Here is a 25415-nt window from a genome sequence, read left to right as displayed (position 1 = left end):
GCCATTGATCGCCAACAACCTTTACCTTGCCGAGACCTGTTTGCCCGGATCAGTTGTCGGCCGCGTAGCCGTAGACCTCATCGCCGGACTTCGGGTCCGACATTGTCATCACAACCGACACCGACTCGGCACCGAGGTCGAGCATCTTCCGCGCTGCATCCGTGACCGCACGACGCGAGGTGGAGTCATGACGCACCATCAGAAGATACTCATCCGCCTCTCCGATCAACGCAAGCGTGTCCGCAACCGCGAGCAAAGGCGCTGTATCCATGATGACGAGTTCGTATTGCGTTTTCAGGTACTCGATCAGCACGCGCACGTTCTCGCGCGGGCAGATATCCATCAGGTAAGGCGTCGGCTCGTTGAGCGTGATCAGATCCGCCCCGATGTTGGGCATGGCGTAGATGGCATCTTCGATCGGCTTTCCCTCGAGCAGAACGCCTGCAAGGTCGGTTTCGCTCTTGTATCCCGTCAGCTTCGACAGTTCGGACTTGCGCACATCGAAATCGACGATGATGCAGCGGCGCTGCAGACTTCCCTCGAGATAGGCGAGCGCCAGCGCGGTCGACGTCTTGCCCTCGTTCGGCGCCGCCGACGTCAGCAGGACACTCATGCCGCTGCTCCCCGAGGTCTTCTTCAGAAGCAGAGCTGTTCTCAATTGCCGGGCGCGTTCAGCGAAACCCTGATAGGGCTTGTCCCGCATTGCGGCGAGCATGTCCTTCGGCGACTTCCAGGGCTCTCGCATCAGCGTTGCAATGACTTTCAGCCCCGTAGCCTGCGAGAGCTGGTGCGCGCTCGTAAATCCCGCGCCCGAAATCATGTAGAAGAAAAGGCCGATGAAACTCCCCGCAAAACCCAGCGTTGCCCCCAGCGCACTGAAGAGCAGGACGCGCGGAGAGGACGGCGCCCGCGGTGCCACCGCCATCTCGACCAGCCGGGCATCGGCGCGCTGCAGCTGCTCGGTCGATTGCGTCTCGTTCAGGCGATTGAGCATTTCCTGATAGGTTTCGCGCGCGGCGTCCGCTTCGCGTTCAAGCTGCCGCAGCTCCAGATTGGCCTGAGACATCTCGGACGAGCGCTGCTCCATCTCGGTCACGCTGGTCTGGATGGACTTCTCTCGGATCCGCGCCACCTCGACATCATTGCGGAGCGTCGCCACGATCTTGCGCACTTCCTCGGTCAATTCGTCCGACAGGCTCGCTTGTTCCGCGGCGATCCGGCGTCGTTCCGGGCGCTCCGCACCGAAACGCGTCGCCAGCTCGGCATCTTCGCGGGCCAGCTCGGAAATCTGCTGCCGGAGCGACACGACCAACTGCGAGGTCAGAAGTTCCGCTGCAGCTTCGAACCCGTCCTTGTCGATCACCGTTTCGATTTGATCAAACCGCGCTCTCGCCTGCGCAAGATCAGCGCGCGACAGCGCGAGCTGCGTGCTCAGGTCAAGCAATTGCTGGTCGACGGTGGTCACCGAGACCCCGCGCTCGGCAAGCTGTGTCTTGCGGAACTCCTCTATCGCGGCCTCGGCTGCCTCGACGTTCATCCGCATCTGCGTGACACGATCTTGCAGGAAGCGGGTAGCGCCCTGGATCGCCCCGACCCGGTCCTTGATCTGACGGTCGATGTAGGTCTGGGTGACGGCATTGGCGAGCTGCATCGACAGCTCAGGGTCCTCGGTTTCGACCGAGACCGAGATCAGGTACGACTGGCCTTCACGCCACACCGTCATGCTTCGACGGAGCGCGCCAACGAGCCGTTGGATACGCATTTCCTCCGGATCTCTGGCGACAACCGCCGTTTCTCCGGCCGGGTTCTTCGGGCTCGCCAGCGTTGAGAGCATGCCTCGGATCGCGCCTTTCCCCTTCTCGATGAAAGACCTTTCGCGGTTGGCGGGGTCGAATGCCTCGAGATCCTCGGCCGGGAAGCTGGACACCACTTCGGTCAGAAGCAGGTTCGAGCGCAGCACGGACACCTCGGTGTCGAGCAGCGGGTTGTTGAGCGTGAGGTCCGAAACCACCGCGTCCGACGACAGCACCTGGACGGACCTCGGATCGAGCATAACACTGGAACGCGCGCTGTAGAGAGGCGTGACCTGAGCGACCAGTACGTAGGAAAGAAGCCCACACAGCAACGTCGCCGCGACAATGATCCACTTACGCCGCCACGCATTCGCGAAGATGCTGCTGAGTTCAATATAGCTGTTCTCTTCGACGGACATTTTCCGAAAAGCCTCACATTATTTAGTCGGCGAAAGCCATGCGCGTTGGTTTGTGCTTGCACTGGAGAGCCCCGCAAGTGGTCCAGTCCATGCCGCTCGATTCAAGGGTATCTGGGTTGATTTGGATGGCGCACCGCGACACCCGAGTGGCGGGTCGCGGCACAATCTCGGAGGATCACTTTCTGGCTGCACTCCATTGAGGCAGCTCTCGGCCGATCATCTCTTCAAAGGCCCGCGTGCGCGGGGCCAGATAATCGGCGAGCCATGCCTTCGCCTCGGAGTCGTCCACATCCTTCTTGTCGAATTCCACCGTCGCACTTTTCCGCAGCTTTTCGACCACCGCGCTCGGAAGATGTTTGCGGGCAGACGCCCACAGGGCCGAGTCGCGAATGGTCGAAACCAGCGGAAACCGCTCGCGCCGGGACGTCGGCGGAGACTTGTGCCGTTCAGTGATCTCGGAATCCGTGTAGTCGTAAGGCTCCAGCTCCAGCCATTCGAGCACCTCGGACAGCACCTCCCGGCGACGCGACCGCAGGTCTTCGGCAACCAGCACGAAAATCTGCGAGCGATCGAAATGCTTCAGGTACTCGCCCATCTGAAGCGCGTAGTCCGAGGTATCGCGGTAGAGCGCGTTCTCGCGCACCGCCCGGTCGAGTGGCAGCGGCTCCTGGAACTCCTTGAACCGTTGCCAGTAGTGGCCGATCGCCCGCGCCACCGGTTCGCGCACCGTGTAGATGATCCGCGCATCCGGACAGGCCGAGGCGATGCGTCCCGCGACCCCCGAGCGATGCGGCGCCTGTGAGTAGTAGACCGACCCTTCACCACGGTAGCGGGCGCCCTCGCCGCCCTTCCACAGATCCAGATAGGCTGGCCACTCGTGACTGCAGGGCTGGCGCGCCATGATCGGCCAGGCCTCTTCCAGCTCTTTCTGGTCGACGAAGAAGCACGGCTCCTTCTCGCGGCTCATGCAGATGTCCGGGTGCGGTTTGAGATAGGCATGGAAAGCGCTGGAACCGGATTTCGAAGCGCCGATCACGAACAGGTTCGGCATCAGTGCCCGCTGCGCCGGGTCGGTCGGCGCGGCGAGGGGATCGAAGGTCAAAGGGTCTTGTACCGTCATGCTGATCTCTTTTCTCCCCCGTCACATGTCCAGAATGCGTTCTGGACGCGCTCGGGTTGTCAGAATTTCCAGAAGGGCCTTTCGGTTGCCCGCCGCCCTGCCCTTTCGGTCGATCCAGGGCTCGGGACGGAACATCTTCGCGTGGTTGGCAAGCATGTTGCGCAGCGCGAGTCTTCCTGCGAACCGCGCCGACATGGTTCCCTTGCGCCACAGGTACCACGGGTTCACCATCTGGCTGTAGCCCAGCCGGTGTCCAGCGGTCTCGCGGCCGGACTTGGCGCCGCGATGCACCCCGGCGAAGGCCGAGGTCTTTATCCGCTTGCCCGGAACGCGGGCCGCGAAGTCAATATCTTCCTGCCAGCCGTAGAGCGGCAACCGCTCGTCGAACCGCGCCTCCCCCAGCGCCGCGCCGCGATAGGCCATGTTGCAGCCGTAGAGCCCCTCGAGGCCTTCACGCATGATTGCCGGCGCGGGTGCGTCGCCGTCCGCAAGGCCGAGCTCGGCGTCGTAGCGCGCGACGAGTTCCTGCGCCTCGGAGTCCTCGAAGCCCAGCCCGTTGATCCCATCGGCGATCACGTGCCCGGTCATGCCATTGACCTCCGGCAGCTCGGCAAACGCCCGCTGCAGTCCGGCGAGCGCATGGCGGGAGGGCACGAAGTCGTCATCGTAGAAGACGATGATCCCGCAATCCCCTGCGAGGTGGTCGAGGCCGGTATTGCGCTGCCGCGGCAGGCCCTTTTCCGAATAGACCACCTCGGCTTGCGTCTGTGCGGGGAACAGGGGCGCAGGATCGAAGCCGACATCCTCGGGTTTGGTGACCACGAACAACACCCGATCGGCCGGCCGCGTCTGTGCCGCAAGATGCGGCACGAGCTCCGCCAAGCAGGTCGGGCGGCCTACCGAACAGATTATGACCGCAATACGGTCGTCGGCTCCGGTCGCCATGGGAAGCTCCTGTAACAAATCAGAAAAAATGTCCCGATTGCTCGAGACTGCATCAAGTCTGACGCCGGGTTTCCAGACGGTCAATCGCCAAGGCTCAACAATCTCGCAATCAATGCTGCACTGCGGTATTTTTTTCGCTTAGTGCGCGCATTGGCCCTCACACGGAAACAATCTGCGGGCCCGGCTCGCGGCAGACTTCACGGCTTTGCGACGGCGTCTTTTCTTTCCACGCCTCCGAGGTACCATCGAATCCGGCCCAGGCGTCCCGGGTCTTCGGCCGCGGCAACCTCTCCTCCGTGCCGCCCCGTTTGGTGAAGTCGACAAAGTGGAGCCATATTGATGTCTACTGTTCGGGCGTTTCTCTCTCGTTTTCAGTCCCTTGCCCCTGCCGCGCTGGTCGCGCTGGCAGCCGCCCAAAGCGGCATTGCTCAGGCCGACGAGGGGCAGGCCGTCGGACCTCGCCTCGGCGCCGCATCCAATTTCTCGCAGGGGCGGCAGCCCGGCACCATGGAACTTGCCGAAAAATTAGGCGTCGCCACCTATCGTGACGGGATGGTCTGGGATCGTGTCGAATCCGCGCCCGGCAGATTTGTCTTCGATGACCCGCGCACTGCCTTTGCGCGAGAGATTGCCGCGCAAGGCGCGACCGCCTCGCTGGTGCTGAATTGGGGCAACAAGCTCTATGACGGCGGCGACACACCGCACAGCGCCGAAGCCCTCGCCGCCTTCGGAACCTTCGCCGCCGAGGTGGTCACCCAATTCCCCGAGGTCGACAGCCTTGAGATCGGCAATGAGTTCAACGGCACCAATTTCGTGCGAGGTCCGCTGAAGAAGATGCCGGCGTTGGAACGCGCGCGCGCTTATGTGGACATGCTCGCGGCCGCGTCGTCCGAAGCCCGCGCCGCTCGTCCCGGTATCCGCATCTCCGGCGGTGCGACCCATTCGATCCCTGTCGGCTATCTCTGGGAGGTCCTCGATGCCGGCGGTGCCGCTTACATCGATGCGCTGGCCATCCACCCCTACACCACCGACGCCGAGCAGTTCGTCCGGCAGATCGAGGTGCTCCGCCGTCACCCCGACGCCGCCGAACTGCCGTTGGAAGTGACGGAATTCGGCGAACCCGATCCTTCAAAGGCCGCCTCCCATTTCCTGCGCAATTATTGCCAGTTTGCGCTCGGCGGCGTGACACATGCCATCTGGTATCCGCTGAATGCGCGCGGCGACGACATGGTTCCGCTGTTCACAAAGCAGGGACAGATCACACCCGCTGGCCGGGCGTTCCGGCTGATCCGGGAGAACATGGAAGGCCGCCCGGTCGCCGATGCCTCGCAGGGCCCATTCAGCTACGGATGCACATTCGGCGACGCGGTCATGGTGGTCTGGGGCGCGCCGCGCTCGATCGAAGTCTCGGAGGGTGTCAGCGCCCATGATGCTGCCGGATCCGAAGTTGCCGGCCCGCTGGCGCTCAGCGAAGACGAGCCCCTGGTCTTCATTGCCGAGGGCGGCGGCATCTCGAACAAGGTAAAGTTTGGCTCCACGGCAGTGATCGCGGACAGCAATGATCAGTTCGCATATCCGGAGGATACCGAATTCCAGGCCGGCGCGGATGCTTTTGAAAGGTTCGCACGCAGGGGTGGCAAGGAGTTTCCGCTGATCACCCTTCCCGGTCAGGAGGCCAAGGGAACGCCCTGGTATCCCTACCGCGGCAATCCCGATTTCGGAAACATCCGGCTCAGCGCCGACGGGATGCTGCCCGGGGGTCGGGCCGATAGCCCGGTGGAGATCGTTCACCGATACACGGCGCCGGAGGATGAGGTGATCGACGTCGCCTCCCGTTTCGCCGCGGCCAAGCGCAGTGAGGACGGCGTGAGCGTTCGCATCACGCTAAACGAAAGGGAGTTGTTCGCTGAAACTGGAAAGCAGCCGATAAAGGCCGAGCTGTCTCGCGTGACGCTTCGCAAGGGCGACCAGCTCGAGGTGTCGGTCGGCCCGAACGGCACCCGAAAGGGCGACCTGACCACCTACAGCATCCGCCTGTCCAGGAGTTGAGCTCAGGCCCGAAGATGCGCCGCGACAGTGAAACGGCCGCGGCGCCTTCGATCAGACCATTGCGTAGGCGGTGGCCGCCTCTACTTCGCCAACCGTCGAGTCCAGCACAACGACCTCGAGCACATCGTTGACGTAGATTTCTACGTCGCTGCCGTTCGCCGCAAGGTCGAAGGACAACTCTGCCGCGGTGTACTCAGGGATCGAAATGATGTCTTCGGCCCCGTCGAAATCGGCAATCGTATCGACCGCCCCGTCACCGATGTCGGTTGATTCAAATTCGAACGTGTCGGCCCCTTCGCCCCCGTAGAGAAGATCGGCGCCTTCGTCGCCGGAGATGAAGTCATCGCCGTCGCCGCCGTAGATGGTGTCGTCGTTCTCTCCACCATAGAGGGAGTCGTCGCCGCAACCGCCTTTGATCAGATCATCTCCGCGGTTCCCGAGGATATAGTCGGCGTAGTCGCCGCCGTTGATCGTATCGTCTCCGGAATTCCCGGCGATGGTACTGGCATAGCCGGCGGTCGTCTCCAGAAGATCACCTTCGGCCGTGCCCCTGATCACCTCGGTACCAATCGGGTCCCCGGTGGGGCAGCCGCCATCACAGCCACCGTCATCGTGTCCACCACCATCGTGGTGACCGCCGTCATGGTGACCGCCGTCATCATACTTATCGTCATCGCACTTGAAGGACGAAAAATAGTCCAGTTTTGCAACGAACAGTTTTTTCAAGCTCGAGAACAAGCTGAAAGAAGAGAAAAAGTAAGACATGAAAGAGCCTCTATCCACGCTAAAACGACACATTTATGCCTTATTTTTAAGAATGCGTTAATACCCTCTCTGCGGTGCAGAAAATTTTCCTCAAGCCTCTGTAAATTAAGTATAAAATGAAGAACATGCAAAAGAGGCCGAAATGACAAAGCGCGCAAAAGTAAAGCTGACGCCCGGATTTACACCCATATGTTGCACGCCGCGCCCTGTCCCGACCTCCTCTTCGGCAACGATTCTCTTGCGCGCTCCTGGGGGCGCCACTACGCCTTTGAGGGTCAGACCTATGCGTTGCACGCAGTGTCCGGTCACCGTCTTTCGGAGTGAATCGTTTGAGAAAAGTCATTATTGTTAACGATGCCAGCGTCGCACGCGGCGGAGCCACCGGGCTATCGTTGCTGCAGGCCCGGGAACTGGCGCGTCGCGGCATTCAGACGGTCTTTGCCGCCGCGGACCGCGAGCCCAATGCCGAGCTCGCCGAGCTTGGGGTGACGCTCTACAACGCCGGCAGCGACCCGTTGATGAAAGCACCACCCCATGTCGCGGCAACGCGCGGCCTCTACAACAGTGACGTGCGGGCCATGCTCGAACGGGTGATCGCCGCCGAGGATGGACCCGACACCGTCTACCACGTGCATTCCTGGTCCAAGACCTTGACCCCGGCCGCCTTCAGCGCCCTCCAGCGCGTCGCGCCACGCACGTTCATCCACGCCCACGACTTCTTTCTCGCCTGCCCGAATGGCGGCTTCATGGATTACCAGGCGATGCAGCCCTGCACGCGTACGCCCCTCTCGACCTCCTGCCTCGCCACCAATTGCGACAAACGCAGCTACGCACAGAAAATGTGGCGTGTCTCGCGGCAGCTCGTCCTGCGCAAGAGCCTGCCTCGCCATGCGCCCTGGGGCGGCATCCTCATGATCCACCCGGACATGGCGCCCTCCCTCGAAAACGCGGGCTATCCTGCCGAGCGGCTTGTTCCGCTGCGCAACCCGGCAACATCTCTTTCCGAAACGCGCATTGCCGCCGAAGCGAACGACCGCATTCTGTTCATCGGCCGTGTCGAGGCGGAAAAAGGCGTCGAGGAGCTGATTGCTGCCGCGGAACGCGCGGGAGTGGCATTGACCATTGCCGGCGAGGGCCCGCTGCGAGAGCCGCTCGCGGCAAAGCATCCGCAGGTTCGTTTCACCGGTTGGCTCGACCGCGCGGGGATGCTCGCGGAGGCGCAGGGCGCGCGTGCCCTTGTCATGCCCTCACGCTATCCGGAGCCTTTCGGGCTGGTCGCGGCCGAGGCCTCGCTCGCCGGCTTGCCGGTGATCGTCTCGAACAGCGCATTGCTCGGCGCCGAGATCGCCCGTCACCGCATTGGCTGGACCTGCGACACACGCGATCCGGAGGCCTTCGCGACCCTGCTCCGCAAGGTCGCCGACACGCCGGACGACACGATCCGGGCGATGAGCGAGAAAGGTTTCTCCGGCGAAGCCAACCTGTGCCTGACCACGGATGCCTGGATCGACGCGCAGCTCGAGCTCTATGATCGCGCGACGGCAATCCGATCCGAAAGCGCGGCATAAAGCCGGCCGACATCGGCCAGCGCCTCGGCGAGAACCTGCGTGCGACGCGCCTCGTCGAGGCCCGCCTCGGCAGCTTGCAGCACCCGCTCCGCCGCCGCCTCCGCGGGAAGGTCGGCGGGATCCGCCATCCAGTCTTCGCGCCCGATCGACGCCATGAAAGCATCTAGCTTGTCGTCCCAGCTCAGCGCGAGCGCTGGCACGCCATGCGAATAGGCGGCGATGACCGCGTGCATCCGGTAGGCGACAATGGCATCGCAGCCCCCGACGATCGCCGACAGCTCCGCCGGGGTTCGAGGCCGGCAAATTTCGATGTCACCGGGAAGTTCCGAGATCTGAGCGCGCAGAAGGTCGACCGTGGCCAGGTCCTCGGGCGCGCCATTGGTGAACACCACGACTCTGGCGCCACGCCCTGCGAGCTCGCGGATCAAGGCGATATACCATTGCGTCAGCCCATCCTCGTCCAGCAACGCGGTGGCATGGTAGCGGATCGCGACGTGGCTCATGATGCCGATCCCGACGACCGGCACCCGGCCCTTTTCGCGTGGAACAACTCCGTAAGTCTGTTGAGCCAGAAGGCCCGGATCGCGCACAACCTCGGCGGTCTTCCCGGACTCCGCGCCAAAGCGGGTATCCCAACGCTCCTTCGATGCACCGTCCCGCACGAAGACCGCGTCAAGCGCGCCCGTCTGCAACGCTCTGCGCATACGGCGGTCCCCCTCGACGCTCCAATGCCCGCCCATCCCGCAGGCGTAAAGCGCCACCGGAAGCTGCCGCGCCGCGGCGGTGCGCAGAGCCAGCGCCAGTTTGGTGGGGAAGTTCAAATCATGATCCGACAGAAGATTGCCGCCGCCGATGGCCACTGCGTCGGCGCCGATCAGGCCTGCCTCGTAGTGCGGCCCCCACTTGCGCCGTGACTGCAGCGCGAGCGGCGCCCGCACCGCAAGCCCGCGCAGCCCGTCAGGCAGGGCATCGAGCACCGTCATGACTGCGCCCCGGCCCGTGATCGTCTGACCGAACTCGGTGCGCCCGGCGAGGTCGATCGACGAGCTCTCGGAGGAGGCTCCGTGTAGCTTCAATCCCTTCTCGAGACATTCTGAAAGCAGACCGTCGCCGAGGTTCGGGCTGTATTTCACGTTCAAACAGCGGATCACATGCCCGCCCGCGTCGCCTTGATCCGTCATCAGCATGGTGGTGTCCGATCTTTTCTGCTCCGCCCTCCCGAGGGATGACCAAGACTATGCCTCGCGTCAACTGCCAGCCCTCCGCGCAACGCACGCGTCACCGAGTGTATCGAAACGGCACGCGAAGATGCGCCTGCACCGAGGGGCGCGCGCGATCATCGACTCAGCTTCGCCTATTTTTCATGCGATTTTCGTTGCCGTTTGCACGGCGTGGCAACCCTCAGATCGGCTCGGTTTTCGGATGAAGTGATTCGGATTTTCCCTGCGAAACCAAAGACAATCTGTTGCGATTTGGTTAACAGTGGCAAGGCTCCGCCCGAACTATGTCAAAATTTAGACGAACGCCCGTTTTTCGTTTGACTGAGTTTTAATCAACGGCTTACTACCACGCATACAAAGAATACTGCACCGCAGAAAAAATCTCATTGAGGCGACAGGCGACCAAGGCCGATTATCGAAGCAAGCCACTGATAACACGGGATTCAATTGACTATGATCGCACCAAAAACGGCCAAGCCATGGAACTGCAGCGTCCTATGCCCGTTACAAGTGTCGAGCTACCGTGAAGTGGAGGTCAGCGATGACCTCGGTGACAAGTCCTGCAGGCCATAGATTTTTAAGCCGGGATCCCTCCGTCCCGGGAAAATCCATTGGACGCACATTTAACAAAACATTGACGCTGCTGGGATGTAGATATGACGAACTTTTCGACAGACACCACGCGAAACACCACAGCCATAGCGCACTCCTCCCTCTATGGTGCGAACCAAAGCTATCGCGATCTCTCCAAACGGCTGCTCGACATTGTGCTTGCCGTCCTGATGCTTCCGGCATTGCTGCCGGTCATCGCTGTTCTCTACTGCGCGGTCCGGCTCGAAGGCGGCCCGGGCTTCTTCGGCCATGAACGCGTCGGTCAGAACGGTCAGCTCTTCAAGTGCTGGAAGATCCGCACGATGGTGCCGGATGCCAAAGCGCGGCTCGAGCACCTGCTTGCCACCGACCCGGACGCCCGGATCGAGTGGGAACGCGACCAGAAACTCCGCAACGATCCGCGCGTCACCAACTTCGGCTCTTTCCTGCGCAGGTCCTCGCTGGATGAGCTGCCGCAGATCTGGAACGTGCTGAAGGGCGAGATGAGCCTCATCGGCCCGCGTCCGGTCACCAAGCCCGAGCTAGAGCGCTACGCCGAGCACCGCTGGATCTATCTGGCACTGCGCCCGGGCATCACCGGCCTTTGGCAGGTCTCTGGACGCAATGATCTGACCTACGAAGAGCGGGTTCAGCTCGACGCGGTCTACTACGGCTCGCTGTCGCCGCGCGAAGACGCGAAAATCCTCTGGCGGACGGTCAAATCCGTTCTCCTGCGCACTGGGTATTAAGCCAACGCGTCTTTCCTAGGCTCTGTGTGAGAAGGCCAGCTCCGGGTGAACATTCTCCCTTGCGCATTTGCACCGCGCTGTCGTTCACTTCGGAAGCAGTACATGAGATGCGCCCGCCGTCGGTATTGAGCGGACGCGTCGTTGAAGGCCGAAGGAAGAAACTGACCATGACGAGTTTTCCGCTGCTGCGCCGCATGAGAGGCCTGGCAATCGCGACAATGGCAGCGACCGTATTGCTGAACGGCGCTCCTGCCTTCTCCTCCCCCTATCAGCTCGTGGCGGGTGACCGCCTCACCCTCAGCTTCACCTCCCAGGGCCTCGAGCAGGACCTCAGCATCGATATTGACGGTGAAGTCCGCCTGCCGAGCATTGGCGGTGTCGTCGTTGCTGGCCTGTCCTTGGACGAGGCCGAATCCCTGATCGAGACGCGGCTGGTCGACGAGGGGAGCTACCTCTCCCCTCAGATCACGCTTTCCGTCTTGGAATACGCTCCCGTCGTCGTTTCTGGCGACGTGACTCGGCCCGGCAGCTTTCCCTATGTGCCCGCAATGACGGTCGGCTCCGCACTCGCGCTGTCGGGCGGCAGCCAGGCAGCCGGGGTCAGCCGGATGGAGATCGACCGTGCACGTGTCGAAACCGAGGGTGCCATGCAAGGTATCAACCTCGATATCGCCGCCTCTGCGGTCGAGATTGCGCGGCTCGAAGCTGCTCTCTCCGGCAGTGCCGAATACACCCTGCCGGATCAGCTCCGGCAGGCGATCCCCAACGCTGCCTCTATCGATCTCGAGGCCTTGATCGCCAACGAGGCTGAAACGCTCACCACCGAAGCCGGCCAGAGGACCCAGCTTCTCGCGTCGTGGAAGCAGGAAATCACCACGATCGAACAGCAGTTGGAGCTTTTTTCGCAGCGTCTGACGGTGCAGAGCGAGATCGTTGCCCAGACCAGCGAAGACCTTGCCACTGCAGAGAGCCTTCAGGAACGCGGTTTGCAGACGGCGTCGCGCCTGTCCTCAGTCGAGCAGCGCGAAGCAGATGCACGCGCACGGGTTCTCGAGATTGAATCGGCGCGGCTCGCGGCGACGCAGGCCCTCGGCGATGCAAAGCGCGCGCAGTCGCAGTTCCTCGCCAACGAGCGCGAGACAAATCTTCGACGCTTGCAGGAGGCGCGGATCGCCTTGGCATCGAACCAGCTCCGCTACGCACGCCAGCTGGAGCACCTGTCGATCCTCACCGGCGGCAACATGGGTTCGTTGCTCATGTCGGATGCGATCGACGTGACATTCCAGATTGTCAGCCCGCGTGCCGACCGCGGTGATCTCGGAACCGTCACCCCGGCCACCCGGCTCCTGCCCGGCGACATGCTGATGGTTTCGATCGAGGCCGCGACCCTCGCAGCAAACTAGGCACCCAAAAACGACAAACGGGCCCCCGAGTTTCTCGGGGGCCCGTTTGCGTTCCGAGGCAGCGCAGAAGAAGGAAGCTCGCTATCGGGCCTCCGATCCTGCGCCGCGCTCAGGCCGAGGTCTCGAACAATGCAGCCCGAAGCGCTGCAAGCCCCTTGTCCATCAGCATCGAGGCCGCGTCACGATCCGCGGCCTCGACATAGAGCCGCAGCTCGGGCGCATTGCCAGACGGGCGAACGTGCACGATACGGCCATCGCTCAGACCCATCCGTACACCGTCCGTCAGATCACATGCGGCCTCCGTCGCCCCCAGCAGGCCGAGAAACTCTGCACGGGCGGACGGCGCATCGCGCAGACGCGCGACGAACGGCTGCGACGCCTCCTGCGGGACTTCCTGCAAGCGATCCGCCATGGTGATCACCGGAGGTTCCTGCGCGACGCGGGCCGAGACCGTGCCTTTCCCCGCCGCCACCAGCGTCACGATCAGCGGCAGCATGCAATCGCGGGTCGGCAAGGCCGACAACACCCCCGCCGGGCCTTGAGCGTCAAATCCCAGAAGAAAACCGCCGTTGGCTTCGTAGCCGACGACCTGTCCGCCCAGCTCTTCCATCCCACCGATCACGAAAGGAGAACCGATCCGCGTGGTCATCACCTTGGAAAACCCCTTGCGGGTGACCCCCGAATTTGACGAGATCGGCGTGACCACGGCCTCGGCACCGAGCGCCTCGGCGGTGATCTGCCCCATGATGTCGCCGGGCACGATTGCGCCAGTCTCGTCGGCAAGCAGCGGACGGTCGCTGTCGCCATCGGTGGAGACCAGCGCATCGAGCCCCTGCTCGGAAACCCAGGCCGCGATCTGAGCACGGGTGTCCGGGTCCACCGCCTCGGTGTCCACCGGAATGAAACTGTCGGACCGGCCCAGTTCGACCACCTCCGCGCCGATCCGCTCGAGCATCGCCTTCAGGTCATCGCGGCCCACCGCGGAATGGGCATAGAGCCCGATCTTCCGGCCCGCCAGCGCCGCGGGGCCAAAGGCCGACGTGTAGCGCTCGACAAAGCGTCCGGCGGCGCCGCCATCACTCTCGAGCGCTCCGTCGAGGCCCGCCGCCCCGCGGCCGAGCGCCGCGCTGATCCCCGCTTCGTCACGCTTGGAGATCTCGCCCGTACGCACGTAAAACTTCAGCCCGTTCCGATCGGCGGGGATGTGACTCCCTGTCACCATGATCGCACCGGCGCCCGCCGACATCGCGGCGTAGGCCAGCGCGGGTGTCGGCAAGGCACCGCAGTCGACGACCCGGATACCCTCGGCCCGCGCCGCAGCGATGATATCCCCGGCAATGCGGGGGCTAGAGGGCCGCAGGTCCTGGCCGACGAAGATGGTGCCGCCGTGATCGCAGGCCGCGATGAAGGCCCGGACATTGTCCGCGACCAGCTCGGGCGTCAGCTCCGCCACCAGGCCACGCAGGCCGCTCGTTCCAAACTTGGGTGCCATAGCGCGCCCCTTTTCCGTCAGTGTACTTTGCTAGTGTACTTCGCCTGTGTTCCGGGCCGGACAGGCCCCGCGTGGCCGCTGGCAGGCAGCGGCCACGCATGTTGCAAGTGCTCCGTCAGCCCTTTGCGCCCTGGCCCCGTGCGTAAATGTCCTCGTAGCGCACGATGTCGTCTTCACCGACATAGGAGCCGGTCTGCACCTCGATCAGCACCATCGGCACCTTGCCCGGATTCTCCATCCTGTGCACCGAGCCAAGCGGGATGTAGACGCTCTCGTTCTCGGTGATCAGCTTCACCTCGTCGTCCACGGTGATGCGCGCCGTACCCTCGACCACGATCCAGTGCTCGGAGCGGTGGAAGTGGCTCTGCAGCGACAGCGCCGCGCCGGGGTGGACGTGAATGCGCTTCACCTGGAAACGGCTGCCGACCACGAGGCTCTCGAACCAACCCCAAGGCCGGTGGTCCATCGGGAATTCGGTCGCCTGCTTCGCGCCCTTGTCCTTGAGCGCCGACACCGCGAGCTTCACGTCCTGAGACCGGTCCTTGTGGGCGACCAGCACCGCATCGCGCGTCGCCACCGCGACGATATCCTTGAGGCCGATACCGACAAGCTCCATCGCCTCGTGCTCGGAGCGCAGGATCGAGCTGCTGCAGTCGATCGCCGTCGCGCCCGCGTTGCACACGACGCCGTCGCCATCCTTTTCAAGATCGCGCCACATCGCGTCCCAGCCGCCGAGATCGGACCAGCCAGACTCGAAAGGCACCACCTCGAGGTTGTCCGCCTTCTCCATCACCGCATAGTCGATCGAGATGTCCTCGGCCCCGGCCCAGGGGCCCGGTGCGAGACGCAGGAAGCCGAGATCGACCTCGGCCTCCTCGACCGCCGCCGACACCGGCCCGACCAGCTGGCCCGCGCAGGTCTCGATGGCCTTCAGGATATCCTTGACCCGGAACAGGAAGATCCCGGCATTCCACAGGAAGTTGCCCTGCTCGATCATCTTCTCCGCCGTCGCGATGTCCGGCTTCTCGACGAAACGCTTCAGCGGCACGGTGTCCCCGCCGTTGGTGTCGAGCTCGAGGTAGCCGTAGCCGGTCTCGGGCCGGTCGGGCTGGATGCCGAACAGCACCATCTTGCCCTTCTCCAGCGCGCCCATTCCCTTTTCGACCGCCGCGCGGAATGCCGCCCCGTCGGGCATGCGGTGATCGGACGGGGCCACGAGCATCGCGGCCTCCGGATCCCGCGCATGCAGATAGAGCGCCGCCGCCAGCACCGCGGGCGCGGTGTTGCGTCCCTCGGGTTCGATGAGGATCGCACCGGGATCGATACCCACCTCGGAAAGCTGCTCCGTCACCACAAACCGGAAATCCGAATTCGTCACCACGATCGGCTTCGCGAAACGTGCACTCCCGCTCAACCGCTCTGCGGTCGCCTGGAACAGGCTTGTATCATCCACGAGCTGCGCAAACTGCTTTGGAAAACTCTTGCGCGACACCGGCCAAAGGCGCGTACCCGAACCGCCGCAGAGGATAACCGGGGTAATCGTATTCATCGAAATCTTCCTTCCAGAACCATCAAGCAGTGATGTTAGAATTCAGTCCGGTCAGAGTCTTACGCACCCTGATGACCGTTGGGTTGAGGAAACCAGAGGAGGCGGTCGGACCTCAAGTGCGCAATGCAGGAAACCCGAGATTTCCAGCACTCGCTTGCCCCCTGTGTCGCCGTTGCGATCTCTTTTCCAGGCAGGCGCCCGGACATGTCAGGCGCCGATCCGCGCGAGGCTGGCAAGAATCCCCTTCCGGAACGCGGATTCCGAGAACAGCTGCGCACGAGCGACACAGTCTTCGGGGCCGCAGTCGCCCAGTCCCGAGGCCTCGAATCGCTCGATTGCATCGACCAGCGCCTCGACACTTTGCTCCTTGAAAAAGAGCCCCGTCTCGCCATCGACCACGGTATCGAGGATCCCGCCACGCCCGTAAGCAATCACGGGCCGACCAGACGCCATTGCTTCGACCGGGACAATGCCGAAATCTTCCTCGCCGGGGAAGATCAAGGCCTTGCAGCGCGCCATTTGATCCTTGAGGACAGCGAAGGACGTCTTGCCGAGGAAGGTCGTCTTGTCCCCAGCCTTCGACTTCAGCTTCGCGACCGTGTCGTCGGGCCCGCCGATCACCACGAACGGCAGGTCCAGCCGGCGAAATGCCTCTACGGCAAGCTCTGGCCGCTTGTAAGGCGCCAGTTCACCACACCAGAGATAGAAGTCGCCGATCTCCTTCTTCGGTGCTGGGGCGAAATCGCCGACCGCCACGGGCGGTGCCACCACGTCCGACTCGCGCCGCCAGTATTTCTTTATCCGGCTCGAGACGAAGGTCGAGTTTGCCGCGAACCCATCGACACGTGCCGCACTGGACACGTCCCATTCGCGCAACCGGTGGGCCATGTGCGGCATCAGCAGCCGCGTCGCGAAACCCGCGCCCTCTCGGTACACGTGGTACTGGTCCCAGAGATAGCGCATTGGGGAGTGGCAATAGCAAAGGTGCGGCGCATCGGGCGGTGCGATAATGCCTTTGGCCGGCCCGGATTCCGAAGAGATAACCAGATCGTAGCCCGTCAAATCCAGTTCTTCGAGCGCCCGCGGCATCAGCGGCAGGTATTTCTGGTAGAGCTTCTTGGCCAGCGGCAACCGACCGATCCGCGTTTCGATTATGCGATGCTTGGTCAGTACTGCCGACAGCGACGCGGGATCCGCCACATGGGTGAAGATGTCTGCCTGAGGAAACATCCGGCACAGCGCCTCGATCACCTTCTCGCCGCCGCGCATCCCGACCAGCCAGTAGTGGATTATGGCCACCCGTCGGTTCTTCTGAAGCGAAATACCTAGTTCATCCATCAAGCAGCTCTCAGAAATCGAAACATCTACCGGGCCAAGATGTATGGCCGTTCGGAGCGACGCAACCTGTAATCTCTGCACTGCAGCACCGCTTCACCCAACTGTGCTTTGTTGACGCGACGGTCGCCGTCCCGAGCGCCTCCCGAAGCCCCAGCTCCCTCAAATTCCAGCAAAATTACTGCCAAATCGCCGCATAAGCGTTCGACAAGCGCCACATTTGCGCGGTCTTCAGAAGCAACAAGAAAGCCACAAAGGCGCAAACCAGGCGGCCCGTACGGGGAATACGGCGCGGCTTTGGCAATCGAAGGGACACAGGCATGAAACTTAGCGTTGCAACCCACTTTGGGCAGGGCTCGGGGTATGGCGAGCGCAAGGCAGACACGCTGCTCGAAATGGTCGCCGACAGCGGTGCCTCCGGCATCCGCGACGGGATCAGCTGGGCCTCGGTCGAGACCTCGCCCGGCGTCTATGACTTCTCGGAGTTCAAATCGAGCTACATGGCGCTGGCCGCCGACAGCGGGCTCGACGTCACGCTCTCGATCCTGCCCGGCGGCAACCCGCTCTACGATGATGGGCACACGGTAACCTCGGCAGAGGCGCGCGCCGCCTTCGCGGCATTCGTGGACGCGCTGCTGACCGCGTTTCCCTCGATTGACCGCATTGTCATCGGCAACGAGTTCAACGGCCTGAACGCGCAGTTCGTCGATGGCCCCGCTGCCTCCAAATCGATCCCGGAGCGCGCGGCGACATACACGGACATCCTGGCCGACGTTGCGAATCTCGTGGCCGAAACCCACCCGGACGTGGAGCTAGGCGGCGGCGCGCTGCATTCCGTGGCGACCGGCTACGTACAGGCGCTGATCGATGCCGGGGCCTTCGCCTATATGGACACGCTCGACCTGCACCCCTACGGCCTGGACCCGGTCGAAGTCGGCACTGCACTTGCGCAGCTCGGCAAGGTGCTCGACCAGCTGCCCGAAGACCAGCGCCCCGATCTGGTGGTGACCGAGTTTGGTGCGACCGCTGACAGCTCCGACCCCCTCTCCAACGCCGAGTACCTTGCCAAGATGGCTGCGGTGCTGTCCGCCGGCGGAGTCTCCGAGGCCAGCTGGTACGCGCTTCTTGACGAGGACAGCTCCGGCACGCCGGATATGGGACTCTACGATACGATCAGTACTGCGAACGACATGCTCGAGGGGTTCCGCTTCGTCCAGTCGATCCTTTCCGATGACCAACCCGTGCAGGCGCTCGACCTCGGCCCCGGGATCGAAGCCTATGACTTCGGCAGCGGCACATGGCTGGTGTGGGGCTCGCTGCAGGACGTGGATTTCACCGGAAGCGGCCTGGTGTTTCGCGATGCCTCGGGCGCGGTGATCGCCGCCCCGGATCAGCTCACCGACAGCCCAATCTACGTGCAGGGCGAAAATGTCGAAATGCTCACCGAGGATGGGCCGGGCAGCCTCATCGCCGACAGCTTCTATGACTGGGCCCTCGATGCCGACCCCGATGGCCCCTGGAGCTATCACATGCTCAAGATCAAGAACGGCACCGAGCATGTGATCGCCACCGAGGTGCTCGAGGGGCAAACCCGCATGGGCGAGCAATGGAACCCCTACCTCGGCAGCGAATACGCCCGCCCCTTCTCGATCACCGCCGACACGGTCCTGCCCGCCGCCTTCGGCGGCACCGGCAACAACGACCGGGCCGCGCTGGAGCGGTTCACGGCCGAACAGACCGGCACCGTGGATATCGTCGGCAGCTGGTCTGTCAGCTCCGAGTCCGATGACGGCGTGATCGTCGAGCTGCGCCTCAACGGCGAGACCCTGTCGATCCAGACCGTTACCGGACACTTCGCGCTGGTCGTGCGCGCGCTGGCCCTGACCGAAGGCGACCAGCTCGATTTCATCGTGCACGACGGCGCCAATGCCGGCGGTGACGTGACCACCCGCCATATCCGCGTGCTCCAGTCCGATGGCAGCGTCTCGAGCGACGCGCTCCTGCAGGCGCATCTCGGCGCCGACCTGATCGACGGCAACGAGGAGCACATCGACAGCGTGGTGATCGGTGACCACCTCGTGAGCCCGGACGGCGGGTTGGAGGCCGATGCGACCGACCCCGAACCACAGCCCGAAATTGTCCAAGAGGCCCAGATTTCGGGCACGGCCGAGGGCGATCTGCTGAGTGCCGATGCCGCCGTGAACACCAAGATCAGCGGCCGTGGCGGCGAAGACACGCTGCTTGGCAACAGCGGCAATGACACCCTGGTTGGCGGTGCCGGCGCCGATCACCTGGACGGCGGCAGCGGCAACGACATGATCACCGGCGGCACGGGCAACGACCTGTTGATGGGCGGTGACGGCAACGACAAGCTCAATGGCAGCGCGGGCGACGATACGTTGATCGGCGGCCGCGGGGATGACCAGCTCGTCGGGGGCGACGGCGCGGACGTCTTCGTGCTCGCCATGGGGGATGGGAGCGACACGCTGCGCGACCTCGATCCGACACAGGGCGATCTGATCGACCTCACGGCGTTCGGCGCAGACTTCTCGGACCTGCGCTTCGAGCAGAGCGGCAAGCACGTGCAGGTCTCGCTCACCACGGACGGCGACGCGTTCTCCTTCACCGTGCTCGCGACGACGGTCGACACGCTGAACGACGAGGCGCTCTTCCTGTTCTGACCCAAGATCCAGCCGGCGCAGTCCCGCTCTATGCGCTGAGCGCAAGGCGGGTCTTCGCAAAGGGGCGTTGTTCAGGCGCGTCGCCGATGGCATCTTCTCCCCATCGGCGCCTCGCAGCGCCGAGGAATTTTCTAGAGGCTCTCTCCTCCTCCCTGAGCCTCGGAAATCGGCGGCGACCCATCTCCTCCTCCCTCGGGTCGCCGCCACCCTCCTTCCCCCACCGCGTTCCCTCCCCCACCGCGTTCCCTACCGACCGTAAGTGTTCGATGCCGTCATGAACTTGGGCGTGCCGTAGGCATCACGCCTGCTACGATGATCGATCGCACCAACGAAAAAGGGCCGGCACAGCGGCCGGCCCTTTCGACACCCAGTGGCTCCGGCCTCAGGCCGAAAGCTCCTGCGCGGTGATCGCGTAGGCAAAGCTGTCGGGATCGAGCTCGTCCTGCTCCACCCCGTCGATCTCGGCCTGCGGGTACATCAGGAAGCCGACCGTCTCGCGCGCGGATCCCGGCAGCGGCACGTCATGCGCGAAGTTGAACCCGATCCAGTTGCCTTCCCAGGAGCCGAACAGCGCAGCGCGCACCGCGCGCACCTTCGGATCGTCCAGATCGAGGTTCTTCGGCGGCTCCTCGAGCATCACCTTGCGCACGTCCGCCGGATCCACCGCGACCCAACCGTAGTCCTGCAGGAACACCTCGGCACGGCAATGCTGCGCCTTGCTGACATTGGACGACCCGGCACCGAGGCTCTTGTAGCCGAAGGCCGAGGGCGCCACGCGCAGGCCGTAGACGTCGCGTGCCGGCAGGCCCGCCGCGCGGGCGAGGCCGACATAGAGCGCGTTGAGGTCGGCGCATTTGCCGGTGAGATCGCCCATCTCCAGCATCGAGGCGACATCGCCGATGCCGCAGCCGCGGGTTTCCGGGTTGCGCTCGGTGCTCTCGACAACCCATTCGTAGATGGCCCGGGCCTTTTCGAGATCCGTGGTCATCTCGGCGGTGATCATATCCGAGGTCGCCTTGACGATCCCGTCGGTCGGGATCAACCGCGTCGGCGCGGTGTAGAGCGCCCGCTCCTCGTCCGACAGGCTCGCCCCCTGCCCCGGCTTGGACAGGTCCACAAGACGGTCGCGGGTAGAGACGACCGCCGAGACCTCGAGTTCCGCGCTCGCCTGCCCGCCGTTCCAGACCGCGTGCACGAACTGCGCGCCGCTCTCGGGGTCGGTCTTCAGCTCGGCGCTGTCGGCATTGCCGCCGAACACCGGCGCTTCGGCTTTCATCCATGCCGCCTCGTTCACCGAGGGCACGGGGATCCACGCCTGCACCGGCTTGCCGTCCGCAGGGATATCGACCCGCGTGGTGACCTCGAAGCGGCGCCACTCGGCAGGGGTGGGTGCGAAGGCCGCAAAGGCGCCGCGCGGCAGAAGCGCGCTCACGGAAAGCGCCGCGCCGGCCTTGATGAAGTGTCTCCGATCCAGGTGCATCGCGTGCCTCCTTGTCATGTGGGAACCGTCCTCCCGTCCTGGGTCCCGCAGATACCCCGATGCCCCACACACCTCAAGAACCAAGCCTGCGAACCCAGACAGGCACCTTTGGATCGCCGCGCCGGCAAAGCACGGAAAATTTTGCGCATCGCCGTTCTCCCCGCGTCAAATGCGGTCTATCTGGGGACCATGGATGTCGTCATTGTCACCGCGGTCATCGCGTCGCTCTTTCTCGTCATCGCCGCGGCCGAGCCGCTGGCGGCCCGGCTCCGTCTGCCCTACAGCGCGATCCTCGCGATCCTGGGCACCCTGATAGGCAGCGCCGCGATCTTCTTTTTGCGCACCGATCTCACCGATGCGCTGAATCCCATCGCGGCCGCGATCATCAACTTCCCGATCCGGTCGAACGTCTTCCTCTACGTGTTCCTGCCGACGTTGCTGTTCCAGGCGACGCTGGGCATGAACCTGCGGCGGATGCTCGACGACTGGGTGCCGATTCTGGTCCTCGCCATCGTCGCGGTGGTCGCCGCCACGCTCTTTGTCGGGCTGGCGCTGTCCTGGACCAGTTCGCTGCCGATCATGGCCTGCTTCCTGGTCGGCGCGATCGTCTCCACGACCGACCCCTCGGCGGTGGTCGGCATCTTCCGCTCGATCGCCGCCCCGCGCCGGCTGGTCCGCATCATCGAGGGCGAAAGCCTGCTCAACGACGCCGCGGCCATCGCGCTCTTCGGCCTGTTCATGGGCTTCGTGATGGAGGGCGTTCCGGACCCGACCCCGCTCGGCGCGCTCACCCAGTTCCCGATGCTGCTCGGCGGCGGCGCGCTGGCCGGCTGGATGGTGGCCCAGGGAGCCATCGGTGCCATGGCGCTGCTCGAACGCTACGAGAAGGCGCAGCTCTCGGTCTCCATCGCCCTGCCCTACCTCGCCTATATCGGCTCCGAGCAGATCTTCGGTGCCTCGGGGGTGATTGCCGTGGTGGTTTCCGGCCTGACGCTCAACCTCGTCGGCCCCGGCAAAATCCCCCCCACCGCCTGGGCCAACCTCAAGGACGTCTGGGACATCCTCTCCCATTGGGCCGGGGCGCTGATCTTTATCCTCGCCGCCCTGCTGATCCCGCGCCTGCTCGAAGACGTGCACTACACGGACTTCGCGCTTGTCCTCGTGGTGGTCTTCGCGGCCATGGCCGCGCGCGGCGCGATCCTCTCGGGGCTGCTGCCGATCCTGCGCCTCCTGCGCCTCTCGCCGCGCATCGAACGCCCGTACCGCATCGCCATCCTCTGGGGCGGTCTGCGCGGCGCGCTGACCCTCGCGCTGGCGCTGGCGGTCACCGAGAGTTTCCGCGTCCCCATCGAGGTCAAACGCCTCGTCGGTATCCTCGCCACCGGCTTCACCCTCTGGACCCTCCTCGTGCAGGGCACCACGCTCACCTGGGTGATCCGCAAGCTCGGCCTCGACAAGCTCGCCCCGCTCGACCAGGCGCTCTCCAACCAGGTGGTCGCCGTGGCGTTGCAGACCGTGCGCGAGCAGGTCTCGACCACAACGGACACCTACGGCCTCGACCGCGACATCGTCCGCTCCGAGGCCAAGCGCTTCGGCAAGCGGCTCGATCAGGCGGTGAAGACCGCCGAGGAAGGCGACGAGATCCTCGACCGCGACCGCATCACCCTCGGTCTCATTGCCCTCGCCGGGGCCGAGCGCGACGCGACCACCGCCCGTATCCGGGAACGCATCCTGTCGCTGCGCCTGGCGCAACGCGCGCTCTCGGACTGCGACCGGCTGATCGAAGGCGCGCGCAGCGAAGGCCGGACCGGCTATCAGCGCGCCGCCAAGGCAAGCCTCGCCTACGGCCCGACCTTCCGCGCCGCGCTCTTCGCCCACAACCGGCTGCATATCTCCGGACCGCTGGCCCGGATGACCGCCGACCGCTTCGACCGCCTGCTGTCCCAGCGCCAGATCCTGCGCGATCTCGAAGGCTTCATCGACGGCCGGATCCGCCGCATCCACGGACGCCGCGTCGCCGACCTGCTGCGCGAGCTGCTGACCCGCCGCCGCGAGGCTGCCGAGACCGCGCTCGAGGGCCTGCGCCTGCAGTACCCAGGCTACGCCGAGGAACTCGAGCGCCGCTTCATCCGGCGGACCGCGCTGCGCCTCGAGGAAGGCGAATACGACACGATGCACGACGATGGCCTGATCGGCGCCGAGCTCTACACGGCGCTGAAGCAGGACCTCGCCCGCCGCAGGGCCAAGTCCGAGGAACGGCCGCCGCTCGACCTGTCGGTGCAGCGCGCCGAGCTGGTGCGGCAGTTCCCACTCTTCGCCGACCTCGAGGAAAAGGAAATCCGCCCCCTCGCCCGCTCCCTGCGCACGCGCTATGCCGCCCCCGGCGACGTGATCATCCGGCGCGACAGCACCGCCCGCGAGGTCTGGTTCATCGCCTCCGGCGCGCTCGAACAACAGGCGGGGGGCCAAACCTTCCGCCTCGGGCGCGGCGAAATGTGCGGCCAGCTCGCCTTGCTCACACCCCGGCGACGCCGCCGCTCCGAGGTCCGCGCCATTGCCCCCTCGACGCTGCTGCGTCTCGACGAGAGCCGCTTCAAGCGGCTTCTCAAACGCTCCGAGAAATTGCGCGAGGCGGTGCGCCGAAGCGCCGAACGCCGCGGACTGGACGTCTCGGAAATCCTCGGCGACATGCCGGAGGTTTCCAAGGGCGCGTGACACCGCGTGGCGGCAGCGGCCGAGCGGGGCGAACGCCTCGCCGGCTGCCCCATCCTGCATCTGGGACCGGCCGGGCCCAGAAACGATCAACGCGTCCCTTCGCACCCGCCATGGGGCCGCAAGCAAGACGACGCGTTGCGCAGGACATACGCGCGTCTCCTCACCGACCACCGACGACAGATTGTCAACGCGGTGACGCCCAAGAGCCTCTCGGTGACGCCCTCAGGCCGTGCACCATTCGACGGGGCGCAAGCGCGTCACACTTGGCCGTATCGGCGAGCTCTTCTCGGCGCATTTCGCACCGCCTATAGGTGTCAAACGCTCCGCCGGCCGCCGGCAATGCAGGCGCACCGCCGGCGGGCCGATGGCGCATTGGGCGCCCCACCCTTTTGGCCGGGAGGCCCTCCGCTTCGGCCACCGACCGGCATCGGTCTTCGCCATGGGGAACCTGCGCGGCCTCGGTCGCGCCGACGCCGAAGAATGCCGACACGTCCCCCCTCCTCGCACATCCAGATCAGCTCTAGAGACGTCATCCGGATCGAGGACACCATGCAGCTCATGGTGCGGTCCCGAAACCGCTTGGCGATGGCCGTGCGCGAGACCTCGTACATCAAGCTCCGCGGCGCCATGGAGCAGGAAGACCCGGCCGAAAACACTCAACTCTGCCAAACACTGCGGCACGGGACACGGGGCGTGGTGCCTATTGCGCTGACCGGAGACGGAGACGGAGACGGAGGCGGTGGCGGATGTGGTTTTTCCCTGATCCCGCGTCCCCGATGACCTGCCACGACGGGCCATGGCGGGTCTCCGGCAACGTCAAAGAGCCTTGCGCACCGCCTGCGCGACAAAACTCGCACCAAAATTGGTCTTTAAGAAGCAATACCAATTACTTACGATCACATTGGCACATTTTCGACTCTGCATCGCCACCTGCTCACCCGAGTCGCTCTCTGCGAAGTTGTTGCCCGGCTCATTGGCGAGCTGACCGGAGTTACAGAAACCGCCTGCGCGTTCCTTCCATGACTCAGCGACCGGCGTGTCATCGACGCCAACGGCTGGGCTGGCCAGATATCAGCCCACGGCATCGTCTCTGCGCCTCTCTAGCGTCTGCCCGCTGACCGGCGATCCACGGACGACGCGGCTCCTCAGCGGATGGCTCGACGAGCATCGCGCGCCGGACCCCGACACCAGGAGACGCCCCTGCCCCGCCACTTCGGCGAACGGATGCTGCAAGAAAGCCACGGGCAGACGGAGGCCCGAAAAGCAGTCCGACAACGGCAAGATCGCTCCCCGACAAACGGGACATGTGACGCTGGTGAGGCCTCGCTATCGCAGCCAGAACTGCCCGCGCGGCGGACCAACTCGACCAGGAGAAGGAATCCAATCTGCAGGCCCGCATCTCTCCCCGGTATCCGGCCGGAACCCGCACCGGTCTGTTGCTCCACGGCGGTCCCTTCGACGGCGACCGGAATTGCCCTGCGCTCCAAGCGTAGGGCAATTCCGGTCGTACCATGGCGTCCCCCGAGCGTATCGACCGCTAC

The 25415-nt window shown here is 64.3% G+C and carries 15 protein-coding genes; 6 read left to right on the top strand and 9 right to left on the bottom strand.

The window, feature by feature from the left end:
• Nucleotides 1-49: 49 nt before the first annotated feature.
• From BM397_RS12890 to BM397_RS12880, 3 genes are all read right to left on the bottom strand, one after another.
• Complete coding sequence (locus BM397_RS12890; RefSeq protein ID WP_092424590.1) at nucleotides 50-2212, bottom strand: GumC family protein; 2163 nt, start codon at nucleotides 2210-2212, stop codon at nucleotides 50-52.
• A 175-nt stretch (nucleotides 2213-2387) separates the two neighbouring features.
• Complete coding sequence (locus tag BM397_RS12885; protein ID WP_218124878.1) at nucleotides 2388-3314, bottom strand: sulfotransferase family protein; 927 nt, start codon at nucleotides 3312-3314, stop codon at nucleotides 2388-2390.
• A gap of 39 nt (nucleotides 3315-3353) precedes the next feature.
• On the bottom strand, nucleotides 3354-4277 hold the full coding sequence (locus BM397_RS12880; protein ID WP_092424586.1) for a glycosyltransferase family 2 protein: 924 nt from the start codon (nucleotides 4275-4277) through the stop codon (nucleotides 3354-3356).
• A gap of 339 nt (nucleotides 4278-4616) precedes the next feature.
• On the opposite strand from BM397_RS12880, the gene BM397_RS12875 reads away from it, so the two are divergent.
• On the top strand, nucleotides 4617-6326 hold the full coding sequence (locus tag BM397_RS12875; RefSeq protein WP_143015376.1) for a glycoside hydrolase family protein: 1710 nt from the start codon (nucleotides 4617-4619) through the stop codon (nucleotides 6324-6326).
• 51 nt (nucleotides 6327-6377) lie between these two features.
• Here the strand turns inward: BM397_RS12875 and BM397_RS12870 are convergent, their stop codons facing one another.
• A complete protein-coding gene (locus BM397_RS12870; RefSeq protein WP_092424582.1) occupies nucleotides 6378-7091 on the bottom strand; it encodes a calcium-binding protein in 714 nt (237 codons plus the stop codon).
• A gap of 320 nt (nucleotides 7092-7411) precedes the next feature.
• On the opposite strand from BM397_RS12870, the gene BM397_RS12865 reads away from it, so the two are divergent.
• Complete coding sequence (locus BM397_RS12865) at nucleotides 7412-8659, top strand: glycosyltransferase (RefSeq protein ID WP_425425934.1); 1248 nt, start codon at nucleotides 7412-7414, stop codon at nucleotides 8657-8659.
• Here the strand turns inward: BM397_RS12865 and BM397_RS12860 are convergent.
• Nucleotides 8617-9846 (bottom strand): polysaccharide pyruvyl transferase family protein, encoded by a 1230-nt coding sequence (locus BM397_RS12860; RefSeq protein WP_092424578.1) that lies wholly within the window; start codon nucleotides 9844-9846, stop codon nucleotides 8617-8619. The genes BM397_RS12865 and BM397_RS12860 overlap by 43 nt on opposite strands.
• A gap of 689 nt (nucleotides 9847-10535) precedes the next feature.
• On the opposite strand from BM397_RS12860, the gene BM397_RS12855 reads away from it, so the two are divergent.
• The gene (locus BM397_RS12855; RefSeq protein WP_092424576.1) at nucleotides 10536-11219 is read left to right on the top strand and encodes a sugar transferase; all 684 of its coding nucleotides are present in this window, start codon (nucleotides 10536-10538) and stop codon (nucleotides 11217-11219) included.
• Between the two features lie 167 nt (nucleotides 11220-11386).
• Complete coding sequence (locus tag BM397_RS12850) at nucleotides 11387-12622, top strand: polysaccharide biosynthesis/export family protein (RefSeq protein WP_176806636.1); 1236 nt, start codon at nucleotides 11387-11389, stop codon at nucleotides 12620-12622.
• A 109-nt stretch (nucleotides 12623-12731) separates the two neighbouring features.
• Here the strand turns inward: BM397_RS12850 and BM397_RS12845 are convergent, their stop codons facing one another.
• From BM397_RS12845 to BM397_RS12835, 3 genes are all read right to left on the bottom strand, one after another.
• Nucleotides 12732-14114, bottom strand: coding sequence for a phosphomannomutase (locus tag BM397_RS12845; RefSeq protein ID WP_092424572.1), 1383 nt, complete (start codon nucleotides 14112-14114; stop codon nucleotides 12732-12734).
• 115 nt (nucleotides 14115-14229) lie between these two features.
• On the bottom strand, nucleotides 14230-15663 hold the full coding sequence (locus BM397_RS12840; protein ID WP_092424570.1) for a mannose-1-phosphate guanylyltransferase/mannose-6-phosphate isomerase: 1434 nt from the start codon (nucleotides 15661-15663) through the stop codon (nucleotides 14230-14232).
• A 207-nt stretch (nucleotides 15664-15870) separates the two neighbouring features.
• Complete coding sequence (locus BM397_RS12835; protein WP_092424568.1) at nucleotides 15871-17001, bottom strand: glycosyltransferase; 1131 nt, start codon at nucleotides 16999-17001, stop codon at nucleotides 15871-15873.
• Nucleotides 17002-17318: 317 nt separating this feature from the next.
• Between BM397_RS12835 and BM397_RS12830 the strand changes: the two genes are divergently transcribed.
• Nucleotides 17319-19679, top strand: coding sequence for a calcium-binding protein (locus BM397_RS12830; RefSeq protein ID WP_092424566.1), 2361 nt, complete (start codon nucleotides 17319-17321; stop codon nucleotides 19677-19679).
• A gap of 382 nt (nucleotides 19680-20061) precedes the next feature.
• Here the strand turns inward: BM397_RS12830 and BM397_RS12825 are convergent, their stop codons facing one another.
• On the bottom strand, nucleotides 20062-21159 hold the full coding sequence (locus BM397_RS12825) for a transglutaminase-like domain-containing protein (protein WP_176806634.1): 1098 nt from the start codon (nucleotides 21157-21159) through the stop codon (nucleotides 20062-20064).
• A 189-nt stretch (nucleotides 21160-21348) separates the two neighbouring features.
• Here BM397_RS12825 and BM397_RS12820 point away from each other — a divergent pair, with 189 nt between their 5' ends.
• Nucleotides 21349-23874, top strand: coding sequence for a cation:proton antiporter (locus BM397_RS12820; RefSeq protein ID WP_092424743.1), 2526 nt, complete (start codon nucleotides 21349-21351; stop codon nucleotides 23872-23874).
• Nucleotides 23875-25415 lie beyond the last annotated feature (1541 nt).

Origin of the sequence: Alloyangia pacifica, assembly GCF_900116195.1 — a bacterium.
Taxonomy (GTDB): Bacteria; Pseudomonadota; Alphaproteobacteria; order Rhodobacterales; family Rhodobacteraceae; genus Salipiger; species Salipiger pacificus.
This window is presented reverse-complemented; position numbering and strand designations above follow the sequence as displayed.

Excerpts from the sequence above, each read along its gene's own strand:
- BM397_RS12890 (WP_092424590.1), bottom strand. The coding sequence starts at position 2,212 with ATGTCCGTCGAAGAGAACAGCTATATTGAACTCAGCAGCATCTTCGCG.
- BM397_RS12875 (WP_143015376.1), top strand. The coding sequence starts at position 4,617 with ATGTCTACTGTTCGGGCGTTTCTCTCTCGTTTTCAGTCCCTTGCCCCT.
- BM397_RS12845 (WP_092424572.1), bottom strand. The coding sequence starts at position 14,114 with ATGGCACCCAAGTTTGGAACGAGCGGCCTGCGTGGCCTGGTGGCGGAG.
- BM397_RS12870 (WP_092424582.1), bottom strand. The coding sequence starts at position 7,091 with ATGTCTTACTTTTTCTCTTCTTTCAGCTTGTTCTCGAGCTTGAAAAAA.
- BM397_RS12825 (WP_176806634.1), bottom strand. The coding sequence starts at position 21,159 with ATGCACCTGGATCGGAGACACTTCATCAAGGCCGGCGCGGCGCTTTCC.
- BM397_RS12850 (WP_176806636.1), top strand. The coding sequence starts at position 11,387 with ATGACGAGTTTTCCGCTGCTGCGCCGCATGAGAGGCCTGGCAATCGCG.
- BM397_RS12860 (WP_092424578.1), bottom strand. The coding sequence starts at position 9,846 with ATGCTGATGACGGATCAAGGCGACGCGGGCGGGCATGTGATCCGCTGT.
- BM397_RS12820 (WP_092424743.1), top strand. The coding sequence starts at position 21,349 with ATGGATGTCGTCATTGTCACCGCGGTCATCGCGTCGCTCTTTCTCGTC.
- BM397_RS12855 (WP_092424576.1), top strand. The coding sequence starts at position 10,536 with ATGACGAACTTTTCGACAGACACCACGCGAAACACCACAGCCATAGCG.
- BM397_RS12880 (WP_092424586.1), bottom strand. The coding sequence starts at position 4,277 with ATGGCGACCGGAGCCGACGACCGTATTGCGGTCATAATCTGTTCGGTA.
- BM397_RS12840 (WP_092424570.1), bottom strand. The coding sequence starts at position 15,663 with ATGAATACGATTACCCCGGTTATCCTCTGCGGCGGTTCGGGTACGCGC.
- BM397_RS12830 (WP_092424566.1), top strand. The coding sequence starts at position 17,319 with ATGAAACTTAGCGTTGCAACCCACTTTGGGCAGGGCTCGGGGTATGGC.
- BM397_RS12835 (WP_092424568.1), bottom strand. The coding sequence starts at position 17,001 with ATGGATGAACTAGGTATTTCGCTTCAGAAGAACCGACGGGTGGCCATA.